This window comes from Desulfocicer niacini (genome assembly GCF_054657595.1).
This window is the reverse complement of record NZ_BAAHYK010000003.1, coordinates 127,133-144,070: the sequence shown is the minus strand read 5'-3', so window position 1 is coordinate 144,070 and position 16,938 is coordinate 127,133. Positions and strand designations below refer to the sequence as shown.

Sequence of the window (16,938 nt, the reverse complement as noted above, 5' to 3'; positions counted from 1 at the left end):
AGAGGGGGCGCTGTCCAAAAGATTTAGAATGCCAAGCCCAATATAAAAAAAACATCTCCCATCTGTCAGAATGCATCTCCAACGGTGGCAGGGTGGAAATTATTTATGCCTATCTGGTCTGACACCGTTCGTTTTTTTCTCCAGTAACTCCATCAGCTGATCCATGGATTTTCCATTCAGAAAATTATTAAACTGGCTGCGATAATTTTTTGTCAGACTGACCCCCTCAATGATGACATCAAAGACTTTCCATTCACCATTTCTGGAAATCAATCGATAAAAAATTGGGATTTCGGTATTTTTCGATAAAATACGGGTTTGAACCTCGGCAATGTCCGCTGCCAAGGCAATCTCTTTTCCAATGGTGACTTTCTCATCTCCATAGGAAAGAATTCGATCCATATAGGTTTTTCCCAGCAATAAAGCATATAGTCTTGAAAATTGTTCCTGCTGTTCAGGTGTGATCCGGCGCCAGGTCATGCCAAGTGAATTCTGTGACAAGAGCCCATAATCAAAAACACTGTCCACAATCACCCAGAGCTTTTCTTTTTTGGTCTCCAGCTGTTTCTCATCCTTCAGCCGGGGATCTGTAAGTACCTTTAAAACAGCATCTGTTGTGACTGTCATGGTATCTGTGGCCGTTGCGGCATACACATTATGCACAGACATGGGAATCAACAGTGAAAACAACAAACATAAAACCGTAACAGTTCTCATTTAATTTCCTCCCCAAAACCGGTTTTTTCTTCACCCACGGATCCGAAGGCATATTTTCCAATAAGATCGGTGATATCCAGAGGGGATTCCGTATTGATAATGACATCCCCATGATTCAGGGGAGTGCCTGCCCCACCGGGATCAATATTTATAAACTTATCCCCGATCAATCCAGCTGTTTTAATTGAAGCAATGGCATCGGAATAAATTTCGGCACGTTTTTGAATCTTCATGGTGACAATGGCCCTTTGAACGTCCTTATCAATGTCCAGGGTATCCACATTGCCGATCTCTATACCGTACATTTCAATGGGATTGCCAGCCCGCAAACCGGATACGCTGTTAAATCTGGCTTTTAAAATAATGGTATTTTCGTCAAACAGGGAAACATCTCCCAGATTCAAGGTCATATAGACCAGAACAATTAAACCGACGAAGACAAACACGCCGGCAATGGATTCATATACGTTTTTTTTCACAGGCTGCACCTCCCGGCAACGCACTTAAAGTTTCCGATTTCAAAAAGGTTTTCACGTGCTCTTTCAAGCACGTCGTTAATGCCGTCCTTTGCGACTCTGCCCTCAGCCATTCCGGCCATAACCGTTATTTTATATACCGGGGCATCCAATGTATTAAGATCCTTGTTTTTTAACTTTATATAATCAAAGCCATGTTCCGCCAAGTCTCTGCTGAAGGCTTCGATGAGATCGCTGGCCTCACTGGCAGTGGAAAAGGGCAGTACCGTCATGAATCGACTTCTGCGCTGTCTTGTGGAAAAGCCTCCCACCGCATCAAAATGATTGCTGATGACCATGCCAAGTTCCTTGACCAGGGAGTACCCCGTGGTATGGCCCACTTTTTCGCACAGGATACCAAAATCAGAAATACTGAAAATAGCCACCACATAGGATGATTCTGCGGGTTTCAATCTAAGGGCATTTTTATAACGCAACTTGAAATTTCGCCTGGAATAAAGCTCCGGCATGTGTTGCTGAAACCCTTCAAGGCTGTGAACAAATTCATCCACATAGGGGTGATCAAAATCTTCAAAGGCATCGGGGGCTCCCTGGAACACAATCTGACCTTCATAGAGAACCAGCACCCGGTTTGAGATAAACAAAACATCTGGAAGATCATGACTGATAATAACAGCCGTAAAATTAAATTTTGATTTATATTCGGCAATCATGCTTAAAATGGCATTGCGACGAATAAGATCCTGGCCTGTGGTGGGCTCATCAAAGAGAACGATGCCGGGGTCTGTTACCAGGGCGCGACTGAAGGCCACCCTTTTCTGCATGCCGCCTGACAACTCCGAAGGAAAACGATGAACCACATCCAAAAGATCCGTTTTTTCGAGTTTATCCATGACCCGGCTCTTTATCTCATCTTTGCCTAACCGGGTGGTCTGTTCCAGGGGGAAGGCCACATTTTCAAACACGGTCATGGAATCAAAAAGTGCATTTCCCTGGAACATATAACTCATTTGCCCCAGATATTTTCGCCGTTGACGTCCTTTTAAAGAGGCAAGTTCTTGTCCCCTGTAATAAAGGGTGCCGCTGTCTGGTTCCATAAGCCCTATGAGATGTTTGAGCATGACACTTTTGCCGGTGCCGCTTTTACCGATGATGGTGGTGATCTCTCCTTCATTGAGCGTAAAACTCACGCCATCAAGAACGGTTTTATCTCCAAAGCGTTTCACTACATTTTTAAATTCTATGATGGGATTGTCCATGCACCATCCTTACCTTTACGTGATAATCCGGCGGTTTATTCTGTCATATGCTGGACAGCTAAAGCCGGGGTATCGGTCTTTGGGGCTTGGGCACAACATCTGGCCGTCATCGTAATTAATGGCGGGCCATGTTAAGATCAAGGCCCGATTTTACATGAGAAAAGAGGTTACAACATAATCTGAGATCAAAATCCAGACACAGGAAACCACCACAGCTGTGGTGGTTGAAAGACCCACTGCTTTTGCGCCGAAGCTGTCACTTCGAAGATGGGTATAAAACCCATTGTAACAGCATGCCAGAGATACAATCATGGCAAAAACAATGGATTTAATAAAACCGCCATTGATATCAACCAGGGTAATACTGGCGCGAAGACGATATATATAGGTACCGGAGTCCAGGCCCAGAAGTACAACCCCGGTGAGATACCCCCCCAGAAATCCAATAAGATCAAACAAGGCCGTTAAAATCGGGAAACTGATAACGGCGGCTGCAATCCGGGGGCTTACCAGATAACGAATGGGATTGACCCCCATGGTAAACAGGGCATCTATCTGTTCTGTAATGCGTTGAATTCCGATTTCCGTGGTTATGGCCGATCCGGCCCTTGCCGTCACCATGATGGCTGTCAGCACCGGTCCCAGCTCCCGCACAAGGGTCAGGCCAATGGCAGAGCCCAACACGCCCCCCGAGCCAAATTTAACCAGGGTATAATAGAGCTGAAGACCCAGAACCATTCCGGTGAAGAGCGCCACCAGCATGACAATGGAAATGGAGCGCACGCCAATGTAATACACATGAAGCAGAATATTTTTAAGCTGTTTTTTTGCAAAAATTCCCACCAGAGACAGCCCCATGAAAACAGCAATTTTTCCAAAGGATCTTATCATGGTCAAAAAGGCGCCTCCCATGACATTAAAAGACCGCATAACCGGATTCTGAACGAAGTCATTTTTCATAAAAAAGACAACCCACCTGATGAAAGAGTTAAGGAAATGAATACGACATACACCACCCAGATGTGGACAAGGGGCGGCTGGGATGACAAATGATCTAATCCCCCCAGAGAATGTAAACACCTCTTTTTTTGCAATTAAACGTGTTGTAATTTCCCACATCATGCTCTTTTTGTCAAAAACTTAGACATAGAAATACCGATGGCAAGTTCCATTTTAATATTGCGGAGCCCAATTATAGCTGGACAGCCCTTCCCCTAAAAAGGTAGTGTCAAAATTGCCCCGAGATTCCCATTCCGGTCAGAACAGGCCCTGGATACAACGCATTGCCATTTTCGGGTCTGGTCACAACATGGGCCACTTGGGGGGGGGCAGAAAAAGTCGGATCATCTTGTGTTATGAGTAACCCCACAAAAAAAAATAAGGATTACCATGGAAGAAAAAAAATACGTCATCACCATGCTGGTGGAAAATGAACCCGGTGTGACAGCCAGGGTCACAGGCCTGTTTGCCGGAAGGGGATATAACATCGAAACCATCTGCGGAGCACCCACAGCCAATCCGAAAATGTCCCGGATTACCATCTCTACCCGGGCAGAACCCCACCAGCTGGCCCAGTGCATGAAGCAGATCAAGCGACTCACCAATGTGATCAAAGTAAGGGACATGACCGGAAAAGATGCCGTAAAACGCGAACTGGCACTTATCTGCGTCAAAGCACCGCCGGAAAAACGCACAAATTTATTAAGGCTGGTTGAAACCTACCACGCCAAAATTGTTGACATCGGCAGTGAAAACCTCACCATTGAGGTAACAGGAAAGGCCTTTGTAATTGATGAACTGCTTGCCCTTCTGGAACCCTTCGGGGTTCAGAAACTATCCCGATCCGGCCTCCTTGCCCTCTACAGAGAATCCTGAATAATGGGCTTGATCCCCCCCGGCCACACCGGGGAGGGGTCACCCATTGATGAACCTGTAAATCCTCGGCCCATGATTTTTCAAGCACATCAAATTTCAGGACTTTATATTCATGGGAATCCCGGCCACCACCAATGTAACCACATCCGAAGCCGCGGCCACCCGTTGATTGACGAATCCGGCCATGTCCCGAAATTTCCTTGCCAGGGCATTTTCCGGAACAATACCGGAACCCACCTCGTTGGCAACCATTATCACGGGACAGCTTACCTTTTTCAAAACCCTTGTCAACTGCTCCGTTTTTTCAAGAACACCCTGGGAATCTGCCCCATGGAACATGATATTTGATACCCACAAGGTAAGACAATCCACCAGGATCACATCAACATCCGGTGCCAGCATTTCAATTTTTTCGGGGATATCCACAGGGACCTCGGCCGTCTGCCAGGAATCCCCCCTCTCCTGAACATGTTTGTTCACCCGATCCTGCATTTCCGGATCCGTGGGAACAGATGTTGCCATGAAAATTTTTTTATCTCCTGACACCTGGTTGGCCAAAGCCAGGGCATGACTGCTTTTTCCGCTTCGGCATCCGCCAAGGATCAGGGTGTTTTGTGTGTTCATATTATTTTACCTGCTAGCTTATAATCACGTTTTTGAAAATTATGCACAAGGCCTGTGCTTACAATGAAGGATCAACAAACATTAAAAATAACATGATGGTACCGTTTTCATACTTTGTTGCGTCCGTCAGGGCATGTGGGTTATACAAAATTTGAATACATCTCTTCCATTGCCACATGGGTTTCAAAATGGGCTTTCAACAGTTCATAATTTTCATTTTTCCGTAACGCCCCATCCATACCGCCGGACGTGGGAATGTCTATGCCTACGGATTTAAGCCATTTGAATTTAACAGCATCATGATCAAACAGGCCATGCATATAGGTGCCGGCAACCCTGCCGTTTTGTGAAACCGCGCCTTCCATATCCGTGCAGGCAATCCTGTTCCGGGAAACCACCTCGAAAAGCGAAGCGCCTGCCAGTCGCGTGGTATGGCCCATATGAATCTCATAGCCTTCGCCCTTGGCATCTCCCCAGGAAAATCGGCTCAGGGTGGTGGTTTTGGGAGCTTTTAAAATCGTACCAACGCTGAGCAGATCAAGCCCCGGCGTTGTTCCCGGCTGATCTTCAAGGCCCTGGGGATCTTCAACATACTGCCCGAGGATCTGGAAACCGCCACAGATGCCCAGGATATGCCCGCCAGCCTTTTCATATGCAGCTATTTTTTCCGCCCAGCCCAATTGCCTCAGCCAGTTAAGATCCGATCGTGTGTTTTTTGATCCCGGTAGAATAACCGCCTTGAATGGTGAAAGATCCCGGGGTTGTTCCACAAAAACCACCTGAATTCCCGGAGTATCGGCCAGGGAATGGAAATCGGTGAAATTGGAAATATGCTTAAGTTTTATGACGGCAATGGCAGGGATTCCGTCCACAATGGGGGCGACAGCAGGAGATTTTTCCAGCTCAACGGAATCTTCGGCATCAATTCTGAAATGATGGTACCAGGGCAATACCCCCAGCACTTTTTTCCCGGTTTTTTCCTCTATCCAGTCAACACCACCCTTAAACAGAGAAATATCCCCCCGGAACCGGTTGATGATAAACCCCTTGATCATGTCCTGGTACTTCTGGGGAAGACAGGCCAGGGTTCCCAGCAACTGGCCGAACACGCCGCCCCGGTGGATGTCCGCCACCAGTACCACATCTGCCCCGGCATATTCTGCCATGCGGAAATTGACAATGTCCGAGGCCATGAGATTCACCTCGGCACAGGAGCCGGCCCCTTCCATCACCACCATCTCATAACGATCCTGGAGGCGATCAAAGGCCTGGCAGGCCTCCTTGAAATAAATATCTTTCCGGGCATGGTATGCCGCGGCGCTGCTGTTTTCAAAGGCTTTCCCGTTGAGAACCACCTGGGACCCCATCTCTCCTGTGGGCTTCAATAACACCGGATTCATGTCCACATGGGGAGCAATGCCCGCGGCTTCTGCCTGGACAATCTGGGCGCGGCCCATTTCAAGACCTTCGGGGGTAATTCCTGAATTATTGGACATATTCTGGGCCTTGAAAGGTGCCACCCGGACACCTTTGTCGGCCAGGGATCTGCAGATGGCAGCCCCCACAATGCTTTTCCCCACATCAGACCCGGTACCAAAAACAGCAATGGGCTTCATTTTTTTCATTTTTCGATCCCGATCCTTGCCTGGACACCTGCTTTATAATAATGCTTGATCTCCGTCATCTCTGTTACAAGATCGGCACGCTCAATCACCGCCGGGGTGGCTCCCCTGCCGGTGATCACAAGCTCCACATGCTCGGGTTTCATGGCCATGAGATCCAAAAGCGCCTGCTCTGAGAAAAGGCTGCACATCACCGCCACATTGGCCTCTTCGGCAATAACAAGGTCATGTTCCCCCTTTTCCAGAACCTCCCTGAGCCGGGCATAGCCCTTTTTTCCGGCCTCAATATCTTCCGGAGATGGCTTTCCCTTGACAAACTTTCCCATGCCGTATTGTTCCACGGTGATCAACTCCTGGAAACGCCCCAGCGCCTTGATCTCAGAGTAATCCCCTTTTTTAAGGAACTGAACAATGAAGACTTTAAACCCCGCACCCGCCGCTCTGACACTGAGGCCAAGGGATGCCGTGGTCTTGCCTTTGCCGTTTCCCGTATATACCTGAACATAACCTTTTTTCATGGAACCTCCTGTTTTTGGGTAAATATTCGTCCAGTACCCCATCTTCACCTATTTGCCCTGCTTGCATAGCACTGGTACAGCTCGGCATCAATTCCATGCTGCTTTTTTTGGGGTGGAACGCCATATACGGCTTAAAGAAGTGGCTTCAATAAGCACAATTATATTTACGCCCGGCTGCACTAGTATGCTACGCAGACCCAAATACGAGAATATGGGGCACTGGCCAAATATTTACGGTACCAACCCGAATATTTACGTTTTTGAACGGTCTATTTGTTATACGTATTTCTTTATGCAAAAATGTCGACACCGGAGCTCCCAGCGGGCACCCGGCCCGGGGCCGGACCGGGTGCCCGCTGGGGGCGGCAAAATGCCTTTTTCATTCTTCGTTCTGCCAGAAAAGGTCTGCACTATATATCATATTTTTTTGAATACCCCCGGGGCGTATACATAAAATCAAGATAAGCCACCGATGCATCACTGCCCACCAGTAAAATAGTCTGCATGTCCACATGGACATCATCCATTTTTTCCAGGGTGGTGACCGACACTTTCTGCTGTTCTCTCATGGCCGAGGTTACCACGCCCACAGGGGTATTGCCATCCCGGTGTTCCAGGATCAGATCCCGGGCCCGGGCAAGCTGCCAGTCTCTTTTCTTGCTTTTAGGGTTATATATGGCAATGACAAAATCCGCAGCGGCCGCAGCAGATATGCGTTTTTCAATTTTTTCCCAGGGGGTCAACAAATCGCTTAAACTGATAACGGCAAAATCATGGGTCAGAGGTGCTCCCACAAGGGATGCGCCGGCAGCCAAGGCAGGGATCCCCGGGACCACTTCAATCTCCAGACACCTTCCCTCACTGTTTTCAGGACAGGGCTCACCGTGCCGTACCAGGGTCAGCCCCTTTTTTTCACACATTTCAAACACCAACCCAGCCATGGCATAAATACCGGAATCCCCACCGGAAACCAGCGAACAGGTGGTGCCCTTAAGGGCCTCGGCAATGGCCTTTTCCACCCGGTCCACCTCCTTCATCATACCGGTGGAAATAATGGTTTTATCTCCAATAACCTCCCGGATGAGATCGATATATGTGGTATACCCGGCAACGGAATCGGACATGCCAATAAGCGTGGCAGCCCTGGGAGCCATGTAGGAGACATCGCCGGGACCGGTTCCAATCACAAAAAGTCGGGCTCTATTCTTGACACTGCAAGGGTTGCATTGCCTTTTTTTATCTTGGGCACCACCAGTTTTCCGTTGTGTGATGCCAGAATCGCTGCTGCTTCGCATACGCTTTTAACTCCCAGATATTTTTCCACCATTTTGGATGGGTTTTGTATATTTTCAACTGAATTCAATGCGTCTTTATCATAAAATTCAAGGGGAAGATTCAAGGTCTCTGCAAGGGATAAAAGCCCCGGCTCATCTGCCTTTACCTCTGTGGTGGCAAGGGCTGCAAGGCTTTTCAATGACAAACCAAAATCTGAAAAGGAACTTGTCAGCAATGCCATGAGTTCCGTTTTTGATGTGCCCCGATTACACCCCATGCCGACCACAAGGGATCGTGGTCGCAACACAAGGGTTTCACGTGGAACCGAAAACACCCGGTCACTGCACTGAATGAACACCTCTTTTTTTACATTGGTTTCTTGCTCTGCCCAGAATCGTCGAGGAATTGCCTTGACAAGGCACGGCAGGGGATCAATGAGCCCCATCCGCTCTTTTCTCAGAAAGGCCATGTTCACCGTTTTTATCATATCAGGATTGTCAATGATCAAACCACATGCTTTGGCAATCATATCAATAGATGGCAGATCATTGACATCCGTGGCCGTCGTGATCACCGGCCTGGCCCCGGTGACACCTGCCACCCTGTGGGCCAGTTCATTGGCACCGCCCAGATGACCGGACACAAGACTTATGGCATGCATGCCTTTGTCATCCATCACCACCACCGCCGGATCATGGAGTTTGGACACGAGCAAAGGGGCCAGTAGACGTACGGCAATGCCCGTGGAAAAAATACACACATGGGCGTCATATCGCAAAAAAGATTCTGCCAGGGCAGTGCGCAATGTTTGAAATACCACCGCCCCCGGAGGCAATTCATTGCCCGCCATGGCCCCAGCGGAAACCATCATGTCACTGCCGCAAAACTTCTGATGAAGATTCATGGCAAGCCTAATGCCCCCCGGGGTGATGGCCCAAATACAGATTTTTTCAGGAACGAAAGCCATGGGTAAATCCCGCATCATAGAGCTTGGACTTTATAACTTCCGGTTTTTCATGGGCCGCTTCCACAGCCCGTCCCACCAGAATCAGGGCCTGGTGATTGAGTTTTTCCTCTGCCACCGTGGCCGCCAGGGCATTTATTTTCGTAAAGACAATGCGCTCTTGGGGATGACTGACCTTGTAGGCAACGGCGCAAATGCTTTCAGGCCCATAATTTTCAGATAAAATTTCTTCCACCCGTTTCACATGGGCAATGCTCAGATAAATGGCCATGGAACTCTGGTGGGAGGCCAGCAGCGCAAGGGCTTCCTGGTCCGGCACCGGGGTTCTGCCGGAAATCCGGGTTAGAATAAGGGTCTGGGTGACTTCCGGCAGGGTATACTCCATGGCCATGGTGGCGGCGGCGGCAAATGCGGCCGTTACCCCTGGTATCACCTTATAGGCAATATCATGTTTATCAAGGGCACGCATCTGTTCAAAGATGGCACCATAAAGAGAGGGGTCTCCGGTGTGCAGCCGCACCACTTTTTTATTTTTTCCATGGGCCATACGGATGAGCTCCACAATCTCATCCAGGTTCAAAGGCGCGCTGTCCACGGCCTCAGCTCCAGGGTTCCAGGTGAGCAGTTCCCGGGGAACCAGGGAACCTGCATATATAATAAGGTCTGCCTGCTGCAGAGCCTTCTGGCCCTTGACGGTGATGAGTTCCGGATCTCCGGGCCCTGCCCCCACAAACATGACAGGATTTGGCATGGTTGACATTGTCTATTCTTTCTCCTTTGATTTTCACGGCTCGCTAAGTGCCCCGGTGTGCGCAGCAGGAAAAGGCCCATGTTTCCACACAGCCTACCATGCTGACTCACACAAAACCCCCTGCGACCAAGTCGTTTGTTTTATGCCTGATCACGCATCTGAGTCCATTTACCCACCCGGTGCAGGTGTCCATGGCTACAGATCTTACGATCAAGTTCTTTGCTTTAGCCCTGTAATAATCCACACAGGATTCAACGCTTCAAGCCTTTCACCAAAGGGCATGGGTTTTCCCAATGACACCTGAAGCTGGATAAACCGGGTCTCAAATCCCATCTGTTTAAAGGTTTCCACTGCCATATTCATGGTCTGCAGCAACACGGTGTTCACCACAATGACCCCATCTGGGGAAAGTCTCTTGCCGGCAATTTCAATGATTTCTGAAATATTTTTCCCACCCCCCCCCACAAAAACTCTGTCCGGGTCTGGAAGATCCGCCAATAAATGGGGCAGTTTACCGTGACACACCGTTAAATTAGATACCCCGAATTTTTCAATATTCTGCTCAATGAGGGGAATTCTGTTCTCATTTTTTTCCACGGCAAACAATCGTCCCCGGCGCAGGAAACGTGAAACTTCAACGGATACCGAGCCGGAACCGGCTCCGAGATCCCAGAAGGTATAATGATCCGCATCAAGCTTGAGGCGGGACAAAACAACGCTTCTCACTTCGGATTTAGTGATGAGGCCATTCTCATGGTAAAACTGATCATCGGGCATACCCGGATAAATGGATACCCCCGGTTCACCACAGAAACCACCATCACCCTTCCCTGCCACCACAATATCCTGCCCCGGAGAGGTTTCATGGGCAGCGGCATTCTCCTGGGAATCATTATTTTGTTTTAGCAGCACAATATTTGGCATTTCAAAGGAATGATCCACCAGGGGATCAAGGGAATCAAAGGAATATATTTTTTCCTTATCACTGCCCATGCATTCAAATACATGGGCCGTAAAATTTCCCATGTCCTGGGAGATCAGACGGGCAGCCAGCCACCCCGGGGTATGAGTTCCATCGGTGAGAATGGCAATCTTATGGGAAGTCCTGATGATATCCTCCAAATTTTCCACCATCCGCCCATGAAAGCTTATCAGGCGGGCATCTTCCCAGGGCTCACAAATGGCGGCAAAGGCTGCCGCAGGCGATGAAACATTGGGATGAATCACCAACCTGTCAGGACCAAGGGCCTTCACCAGGGTGGTTCCAATGCCGTAAAAAAGCGGATCTCCCGATGCCAGCACAACTATTTTATGAGCATCCATACGTTCTTTTATGTCCCGGATAACCGAGGCAATATCCCGGGTAATCACCCGCTTTTTGACATCCGTGTTTCTAAAATAATCCAGATGACGTTGCCCTCCCACCAGCAGGTCCGCCGATTCAATGATTTTCAGATGTTTCAGGGTAAGATCCTGCCTGGAAAGCCCAAGACCGATTACATGAACCCTATGCATGAATTTTCTCCTCCTTCAAACCTGTTTTTGACGGCACTTTTTTCCAGTATTGCGGCCCTGTTAATTCCAGAGTGGCCACAATATTTGCCAGATTTGGCAGGGACAAGCATGGCGCAGAGGTGTTTACCCCGGGCAGACCTGAAAAAATACATTCAACTGTTTTATGCCACCACATAATAAATCATCCCCACCACAATAATGCTGATGATGCGGAAACATTGCCCGGACAACAACAGCTGTAATCCCATCTTCGGGGAAAAAATTCCCATGTACCGGGGCAATTGATGCCGCAGCGCCCTTATGGGGAATGCGGTGACATTGCCCATAAGCAGGGCCAGCACCGTTTGTTTGGTGGTCAGAGCCCCGGCCGCCATCAATGCACCGGCAGCGGCAAACCCGGAGGTGAACTCCGCAGCAAAACTAAGCAGAACTACGGACAGAGACTCCACCGGCAGAAACTCAATGGCAAGATGGCGAGACAATGCCGTATTCAAAAACATAAAAAAACCATTGCGGTTCAGTAGAAATACCAGGGTATAAATGGGAATGACATACACCGCAATGTTAATAATCCGGCCAGGCAATCTAGATTTGATCCTTCTAAAAATCGTTTCATGTTTCTTTTTTTCCCCAAGCGCCTCTTCTCCTTCATTGTCTAAAAGAATTGGAGTGGCATTTGAGAGATAAAAATGTCCAAAAACAAGAAAACAAACTGTCCGCAGCAAGGTTGCAAAAAACGTAAGGGTAAAATAAATCACCCCTGCAACCCCGGTTAAGGGTATCACAATAAAAAAAGTTGTGGGCAAATGCAAAAAAAAAGCTGGCAGCTGATTAACATAGTTGGTTAAAAAGAGCTGGGGCTTGGAGATTTTTTTTTCCTTGAAGAAATCCAGCAGCATGGCGTTGGATGCCACCCCGGAAAGAAAGGCTGCGGTGAAGGCGGCACTACATCGATTGCCCAGATTTGAAAACCTGAAAAAAGGCCTTGCCACCACGGAAAGATGACGTGTCCATCCGGTGGCCTCAATGATTTGCCCCAGGACAAGGCCCAGCACAATAAATCCCATGAGTCGCAACAGGGGGAAAATAAGTCGCTTTACCGCATAACCAGGGGAAAGGTTCTCCCCCCAGATCATTCCCAGGGCAAGCAGCAGCAGTGTCAGGGCAAGAGAACTTATCAGGGGGCCATATTGAAGTGAACGGTCTTTCATTTACCAGCCAGAATCAATGTCCAGTAGTCAGGTTCACGTGTTTCAAGGGTTCGGATATCCGGGATAATTTCCTCGCCTTTTCTTCCGCATTTGGTGACGGCCACGCTATTTTCCAGCATGCCTAATTCTGAAAGGGCTGCATTGTTCTTTGTGATATTTTTATAAGCCTTCATCATGACAATATTTTCAGCACTCTTGCCCACCCGCTGGAGCTGATTTCCCCCGTAGGCACCAGAAGTGATGAGCAAAGACTCTTCTCCCTCCACCAAAGTTCTGTTCAAGCGGGCCGCGGCTGCATGAAAAGACGTGATCCCGGGAATGGTGATAACTTCGGCTTCCGGCATCACTTTTTTAAGACTCTTTAAAATATACCCGAAGGTGGAATAAGTCATGGGATCACCCAGGGTGAGAAAGGCGGCATTTTTACCTTCCCTCATCACGGCGGCAATTTTTTCCGCGTTGGAATCCCAGGCCGCTTCCGTGGCCGCTTTATCCTCTGTCATGGTAAAAGACAACGATTCAATGGTAACCGAATCAGACAGGTGGGGGCGGGCAATCTCCATGGCCAGGCTGTAGGTTCTTTTGGCGGATGCAGCTGTGAAAACCGCGTCGGCCTCGTTAATTATTCTGACAGCTTTCAGGGTGAGCAGTTCCGGATCTCCGGGACCCACGCCGATTCCATATAGTTTTCCTTGTTTATTCATTATATTCAGTTCCTTATTGTATTTGGCACCCTTCATATTATTGATTTAAACACGGTTGAAACTTTTTTTTAAACCTTCCCGTAAAACAGAGAAATGCTTTGAACGCGTTTCAATCATTGGATAAAGAATGGCTTTGATTTTAAAAAAGTTTCGGATAAAGTATTTTTCCAATGGTTTCAATGCCGATGACAAGCCTGAAAACCGGTCTTGACACCAGGGCCTCATCAATTAAATAAATCTGGTTTTCTCTCACCGCCCGGATAATATGGAACCCCGGCTCCTGTTTAATAATATCAATGGAGGTGTTATTCATGACGCCGGTCTGGGCCAGGAACACATCAATTTCATGGGCATGGGCCAAAATACGTTCCTTTCCATAGATACCGATATTGGTTCCCCGGGAGGCAATGGCATCCGTTGCAACATTAACACCTCCTGCACTTTTCAGGACAAACATGGCCATGGAGCCGGGAACAAAGGTTTTCATTCGGGAATGAATAGCCTCAAAGTAAACCCGTTTCTTTGATTTCACCTGCTGGGTCAAGCGTGAGAAATCCATCACCCGGGCCTTAAAGGCATTCACCATGGCTTCTGCCTGGACTTTTCTGCCGGTCAGAGCTCCCAGTGCCAGCCAATAATCATAAAGCCCACCCACGGTGGATGGCTGTAGAGAGACAACCACAATGCCGAATTTCCTCAATCTTTGAATAAGACCGGGATATCCCCGTTCAATCATGGGACGTACCAGAACAAGATCCGGCCCGGCCACCAGAAATTTTTCAGGATCATCATGGTATGAAAACCAGGGTTTTATCTTTGCCTCGTCAGGGTAAGTCTCATTTCTGGAAACCCCGATGATCTCCTGGTCAAGACCCAGATAGAAAAGATTCTCCGTATGGGCACCATAAAGGGAAATAATTCGTTCAAAGGGACGATCAAAGTTCACTTTTTTACCGGTGGCATCCATTATTTCATCGGCCTTTACCCAGTGAACGTCTGCCATGGACAGAGAAAAGATACAAATCACCCCTAGCACCATCCGTGTCATACGCTTTAATCCCAAATATTCAAGGCATGAGCCAGGGTATGAAATCATACCAGGAACACACACGCCCCCCGCACCGCCCCTGCCCCGGAAAACAGTCAAAGCCACATGTAAAAACGCCGTCATCCCTGAAAAAAAAAACATATCATCCCGCCTTGAAACAGGCCTGTCGGGCCTGGGAATAGTCATTAAAGGCCACACGGGTCTTCACCTGAAATACCTCTTCAATGATGGCCGCATCCATGACCGCTTCCGTGGGACCTGAGGCAGCCACCCTGCCCTGCTTCATAAAAATCAGATGATCGGACCAGATGGCCGCCAGATTAATGTCATGGAACACTGAAATAACCGTGCGATTCTGATGTTTCACCTCTTCTTTAACAATATTTAAAAGTTTCAGGGTGTGGCTGATATCCATGTTGGAAAAGGCTTCATCCAGAAAAAGAATGGGGGTATCCTGGCAAAGAGCCCTGGCAAAGACGCATCTCTGCCGTTCTCCCCCGCTAAGGGCCGTTATTTTTCTGTCCTGGAACCCAACGGTATCCGTACGGGCCATGACGCTGTCCACGATATGTATATCCCTGGCATTGGGGGATGAAAACCGGGAAATCCAGGGGTGTCGCCCCATCATGACCACCTCTTTTACGGTGAAGGGAAAGTTGATATTATAATTTTGTGATACCAGGGCAATGTTTCGGGCGATTTCCTTTCTGGACCAGGTGTCCAGAGACCTTCCCCTTAAAAAAACACAACCGCTGTCCGGGGTCAGATGACCGATGAGAAGATCCAGCAAGGTGGTTTTTCCGCATCCGTTGGGCCCCAGGATGGAATAAAATTTTCCGGGCTTAAAGCAAAGATTAATATCCCTTAATACCGGCTCCTGTTCATAGGCAAACGAGAGGTTTTCAAGAAAAATATCGACACTTATCCCGGAAGTATTGGAGTTGATTTTCATTTAGCGAATGGCCCCCCGCTTGAAAATCCAGCAAAACACGGGACCGCCGATGAGGGCTGTTAAAATGCCGATGGGAATTTCGTGGGGCAGGATGGCCCGGGTGATGGTATCTGCGCCCAGCAGCAGCAAGGCCCCGGCAAAGATTGAAACGGGAACCAGATGTCGGTTGTCCGGCCCGGTGAAAAGCCTTACCATATGGGGAACCAGAAGTCCCACAAAGCCGATAATCCCCGACACGGAAACCGAAACCGCTGCCAGCATGGACCCTGTCACCAGCAGCACCAGGGTCACCCTGCGGGTATCCACCCCAAGACTTGCAGCGGATCGTTCCCCCAGGGAAATGAGATTGAGATCCCGGGCAAATACCATGGCAACCACAAGCCCCGCGCCAAGACACAGAAGGGTCACCCCCACATCCAGCCAGGTTTTGGAGGCAAAACTGCCCATGAGCCAGAAAATAATAATGGAAACCTGCTCATCAGCAGTGTATTTTAAAAAACTGATACCTGCAGACAAAATAGCAGCCACAATAATTCCGGAAAGTATGAGACTATTGGAGGAAAGGACGGCTGCGGAATTCTTACCGGTATAGGAAAGGAAAATCACAAAAAACAATGTGAGGCAGGCCCCGGCAAAGGCAAACAGGGGAACTGAGACAAAGGCAGCACCCAGATTCAACAAAATGGCAAAACAGGCACCAAAGGCAGCACCGGCAGAAACCCCGAGTGTATAGGGATCTGCCAGGGGATTTAACAAAATCCCCTGGAAAATGACCCCGGACAGCGCAAGGGCAGCCCCCACAGCAGCACATGTCAGTATCCTTGGCAGGCGCACATCCATAACAATCACCCGGGATGCCTGGGAAATGGAAATTCCAGTATTTTCCTTGCCAGAGACATGGGAAAAAATTATTTCCAGCACATCTAAAAAATCAATCTTCATATATCCAAGGGAGGCTGACAACACCACAAGGACAAACAAAAGCACAGACAAGGCACAGACAATTGTCCCTGTTTTCCTTGGAAGGCACGGCTGAATCCAGTTCACAACTACTCCCTTTAAACAACAGGCAAAAAAAAACCCATACCGATATTTAAATCGATATGGGGACGCCGTATTGTATCCTCAATGGTATAGTGGGCCTGTCCAACCGCGTGCACATTTTCGGTCCACTTGTCCCAGGCAGGTTTTCTGACTCCCGGCGTGACGTCAATGCTTTCTTTTCTTTGCATCAACCAGCCGTGGCCGGTTTTAAAAAGAAGATTTAAGACACAAAATGCCGGTTACAGCGGCGGGTCCGCTCCTGATTTTCACAGGATTCCCTGCTCATTGGGGAGTTGACAGCCATACTACCACTCCACCATGATACCTGAGACTATAATTATCCAGACAAAATAAACTGTTTCCCTCCAAAAGTCAATTTGTTT

17 protein-coding genes and 1 riboswitch are annotated in these 16,938 nt (G+C 48.5%); of the genes, 1 reads left to right on the top strand and 16 read right to left on the bottom strand.

The window, feature by feature from the left end; translation table 11 throughout:
* Positions 1 to 99: 99 nt before the first annotated feature.
* The 4 genes from ACYQ2M_RS02535 to ACYQ2M_RS02520 all read right to left on the bottom strand — a co-directional run bounded on the left by ACYQ2M_RS02535 (position 100) and on the right by ACYQ2M_RS02520 (position 3,412).
* Entirely contained in the window at positions 100 to 717 is a 618-nt protein-coding gene (locus tag ACYQ2M_RS02535; RefSeq protein ID WP_459914740.1) for an MlaC/ttg2D family ABC transporter substrate-binding protein, read from the bottom strand.
* The gene (locus ACYQ2M_RS02530) at positions 714 to 1,196 is read right to left on the bottom strand and encodes an MlaD family protein (protein ID WP_459914739.1); all 483 of its coding nucleotides are present in this window, start codon (positions 1,194 to 1,196) and stop codon (positions 714 to 716) included. Before ACYQ2M_RS02530 ends, ACYQ2M_RS02535 begins: the two co-directional genes overlap by 4 nt.
* Positions 1,193 to 2,452 carry an ABC transporter ATP-binding protein gene (locus tag ACYQ2M_RS02525; protein WP_459914738.1) on the bottom strand — a complete coding sequence of 420 codons (1,260 nt, stop codon included), beginning with the start codon at positions 2,450 to 2,452 and terminating at the stop codon, positions 1,193 to 1,195. The genes ACYQ2M_RS02530 and ACYQ2M_RS02525 overlap by 4 nt, the downstream gene beginning before the upstream one ends.
* A gap of 150 nt (positions 2,453 to 2,602) precedes the next feature.
* Positions 2,603 to 3,412: an MlaE family ABC transporter permease gene (locus tag ACYQ2M_RS02520; RefSeq protein WP_459914737.1), complete on the bottom strand. Its 810-nt coding sequence runs from the start codon at positions 3,410 to 3,412 to the stop codon at positions 2,603 to 2,605.
* Positions 3,413 to 3,841: 429 nt separating this feature from the next.
* On the opposite strand from ACYQ2M_RS02520, the gene ilvN reads away from it, so the two are divergent.
* Positions 3,842 to 4,327, top strand: coding sequence for an acetolactate synthase small subunit (gene ilvN, locus ACYQ2M_RS02515; protein ID WP_459914736.1), 486 nt, complete (start codon positions 3,842 to 3,844; stop codon positions 4,325 to 4,327).
* 96 nt (positions 4,328 to 4,423) lie between these two features.
* On the opposite strand, the gene cobU is transcribed toward ilvN, so the two are convergent.
* The 12 genes from cobU to ACYQ2M_RS02455 form a co-directional block, all read right to left on the bottom strand.
* Positions 4,424 to 4,951 carry a bifunctional adenosylcobinamide kinase/adenosylcobinamide-phosphate guanylyltransferase gene (gene cobU / locus ACYQ2M_RS02510; RefSeq protein ID WP_459914735.1) on the bottom strand — a complete coding sequence of 176 codons (528 nt, stop codon included), beginning with the start codon at positions 4,949 to 4,951 and terminating at the stop codon, positions 4,424 to 4,426.
* Positions 4,952 to 5,091: 140 nt separating this feature from the next.
* On the bottom strand, positions 5,092 to 6,576 hold the full coding sequence (locus ACYQ2M_RS02505; protein WP_459914734.1) for a cobyric acid synthase: 1,485 nt from the start codon (positions 6,574 to 6,576) through the stop codon (positions 5,092 to 5,094).
* On the bottom strand, positions 6,573 to 7,091 hold the full coding sequence (locus ACYQ2M_RS02500; RefSeq protein ID WP_459914733.1) for a cob(I)yrinic acid a,c-diamide adenosyltransferase: 519 nt from the start codon (positions 7,089 to 7,091) through the stop codon (positions 6,573 to 6,575). Before ACYQ2M_RS02500 ends, ACYQ2M_RS02505 begins: the two co-directional genes overlap by 4 nt.
* Positions 7,092 to 7,501: 410 nt before the next feature.
* A complete protein-coding gene (gene cobJ, locus ACYQ2M_RS02495; protein WP_459914732.1) occupies positions 7,502 to 8,278 on the bottom strand; it encodes a precorrin-3B C(17)-methyltransferase in 777 nt (258 codons plus the stop codon).
* The gene (locus ACYQ2M_RS02490; RefSeq protein WP_459914731.1) at positions 8,275 to 9,333 is read right to left on the bottom strand and encodes a cobalt-precorrin 5A hydrolase; all 1,059 of its coding nucleotides are present in this window, start codon (positions 9,331 to 9,333) and stop codon (positions 8,275 to 8,277) included. The genes cobJ and ACYQ2M_RS02490 overlap by 4 nt, the downstream gene beginning before the upstream one ends.
* Positions 9,317 to 10,090 carry a precorrin-4 C(11)-methyltransferase gene (gene cobM / locus ACYQ2M_RS02485; RefSeq protein WP_459914730.1) on the bottom strand — a complete coding sequence of 258 codons (774 nt, stop codon included), beginning with the start codon at positions 10,088 to 10,090 and terminating at the stop codon, positions 9,317 to 9,319. Before cobM ends, ACYQ2M_RS02490 begins: the two co-directional genes overlap by 17 nt.
* 201 nt (positions 10,091 to 10,291) lie before the next feature.
* Entirely contained in the window at positions 10,292 to 11,596 is a 1,305-nt protein-coding gene (gene cbiE / locus ACYQ2M_RS02480; protein WP_459914729.1) for a precorrin-6y C5,15-methyltransferase (decarboxylating) subunit CbiE, read from the bottom strand.
* 161 nt (positions 11,597 to 11,757) lie between these two features.
* Positions 11,758 to 12,807 carry a nucleoside recognition protein gene (locus ACYQ2M_RS02475; RefSeq protein ID WP_459914728.1) on the bottom strand — a complete coding sequence of 350 codons (1,050 nt, stop codon included), beginning with the start codon at positions 12,805 to 12,807 and terminating at the stop codon, positions 11,758 to 11,760.
* Positions 12,804 to 13,511, bottom strand: a complete 708-nt coding sequence (cobI, locus tag ACYQ2M_RS02470) for a precorrin-2 C(20)-methyltransferase (protein ID WP_459914727.1) — start codon at positions 13,509 to 13,511, stop codon at positions 12,804 to 12,806. Before cobI ends, ACYQ2M_RS02475 begins: the two co-directional genes overlap by 4 nt.
* 139 nt (positions 13,512 to 13,650) lie before the next feature.
* Positions 13,651 to 14,700, bottom strand: coding sequence for an ABC transporter substrate-binding protein (locus ACYQ2M_RS02465; RefSeq protein ID WP_459914726.1), 1,050 nt, complete (start codon positions 14,698 to 14,700; stop codon positions 13,651 to 13,653).
* A 1-nt stretch (position 14,701) separates the two neighbouring features.
* Positions 14,702 to 15,511 (bottom strand): ABC transporter ATP-binding protein, encoded by an 810-nt coding sequence (locus ACYQ2M_RS02460; protein WP_459914725.1) that lies wholly within the window; start codon positions 15,509 to 15,511, stop codon positions 14,702 to 14,704.
* A complete protein-coding gene (locus ACYQ2M_RS02455) occupies positions 15,512 to 16,558 on the bottom strand; it encodes a FecCD family ABC transporter permease (RefSeq protein WP_459914724.1) in 1,047 nt (348 codons plus the stop codon).
* A gap of 117 nt (positions 16,559 to 16,675) precedes the next feature.
* A riboswitch (cobalamin riboswitch) is annotated at positions 16,676 to 16,899 on the bottom strand.
* Positions 16,900 to 16,938: the final 39 nt, after the last annotated feature.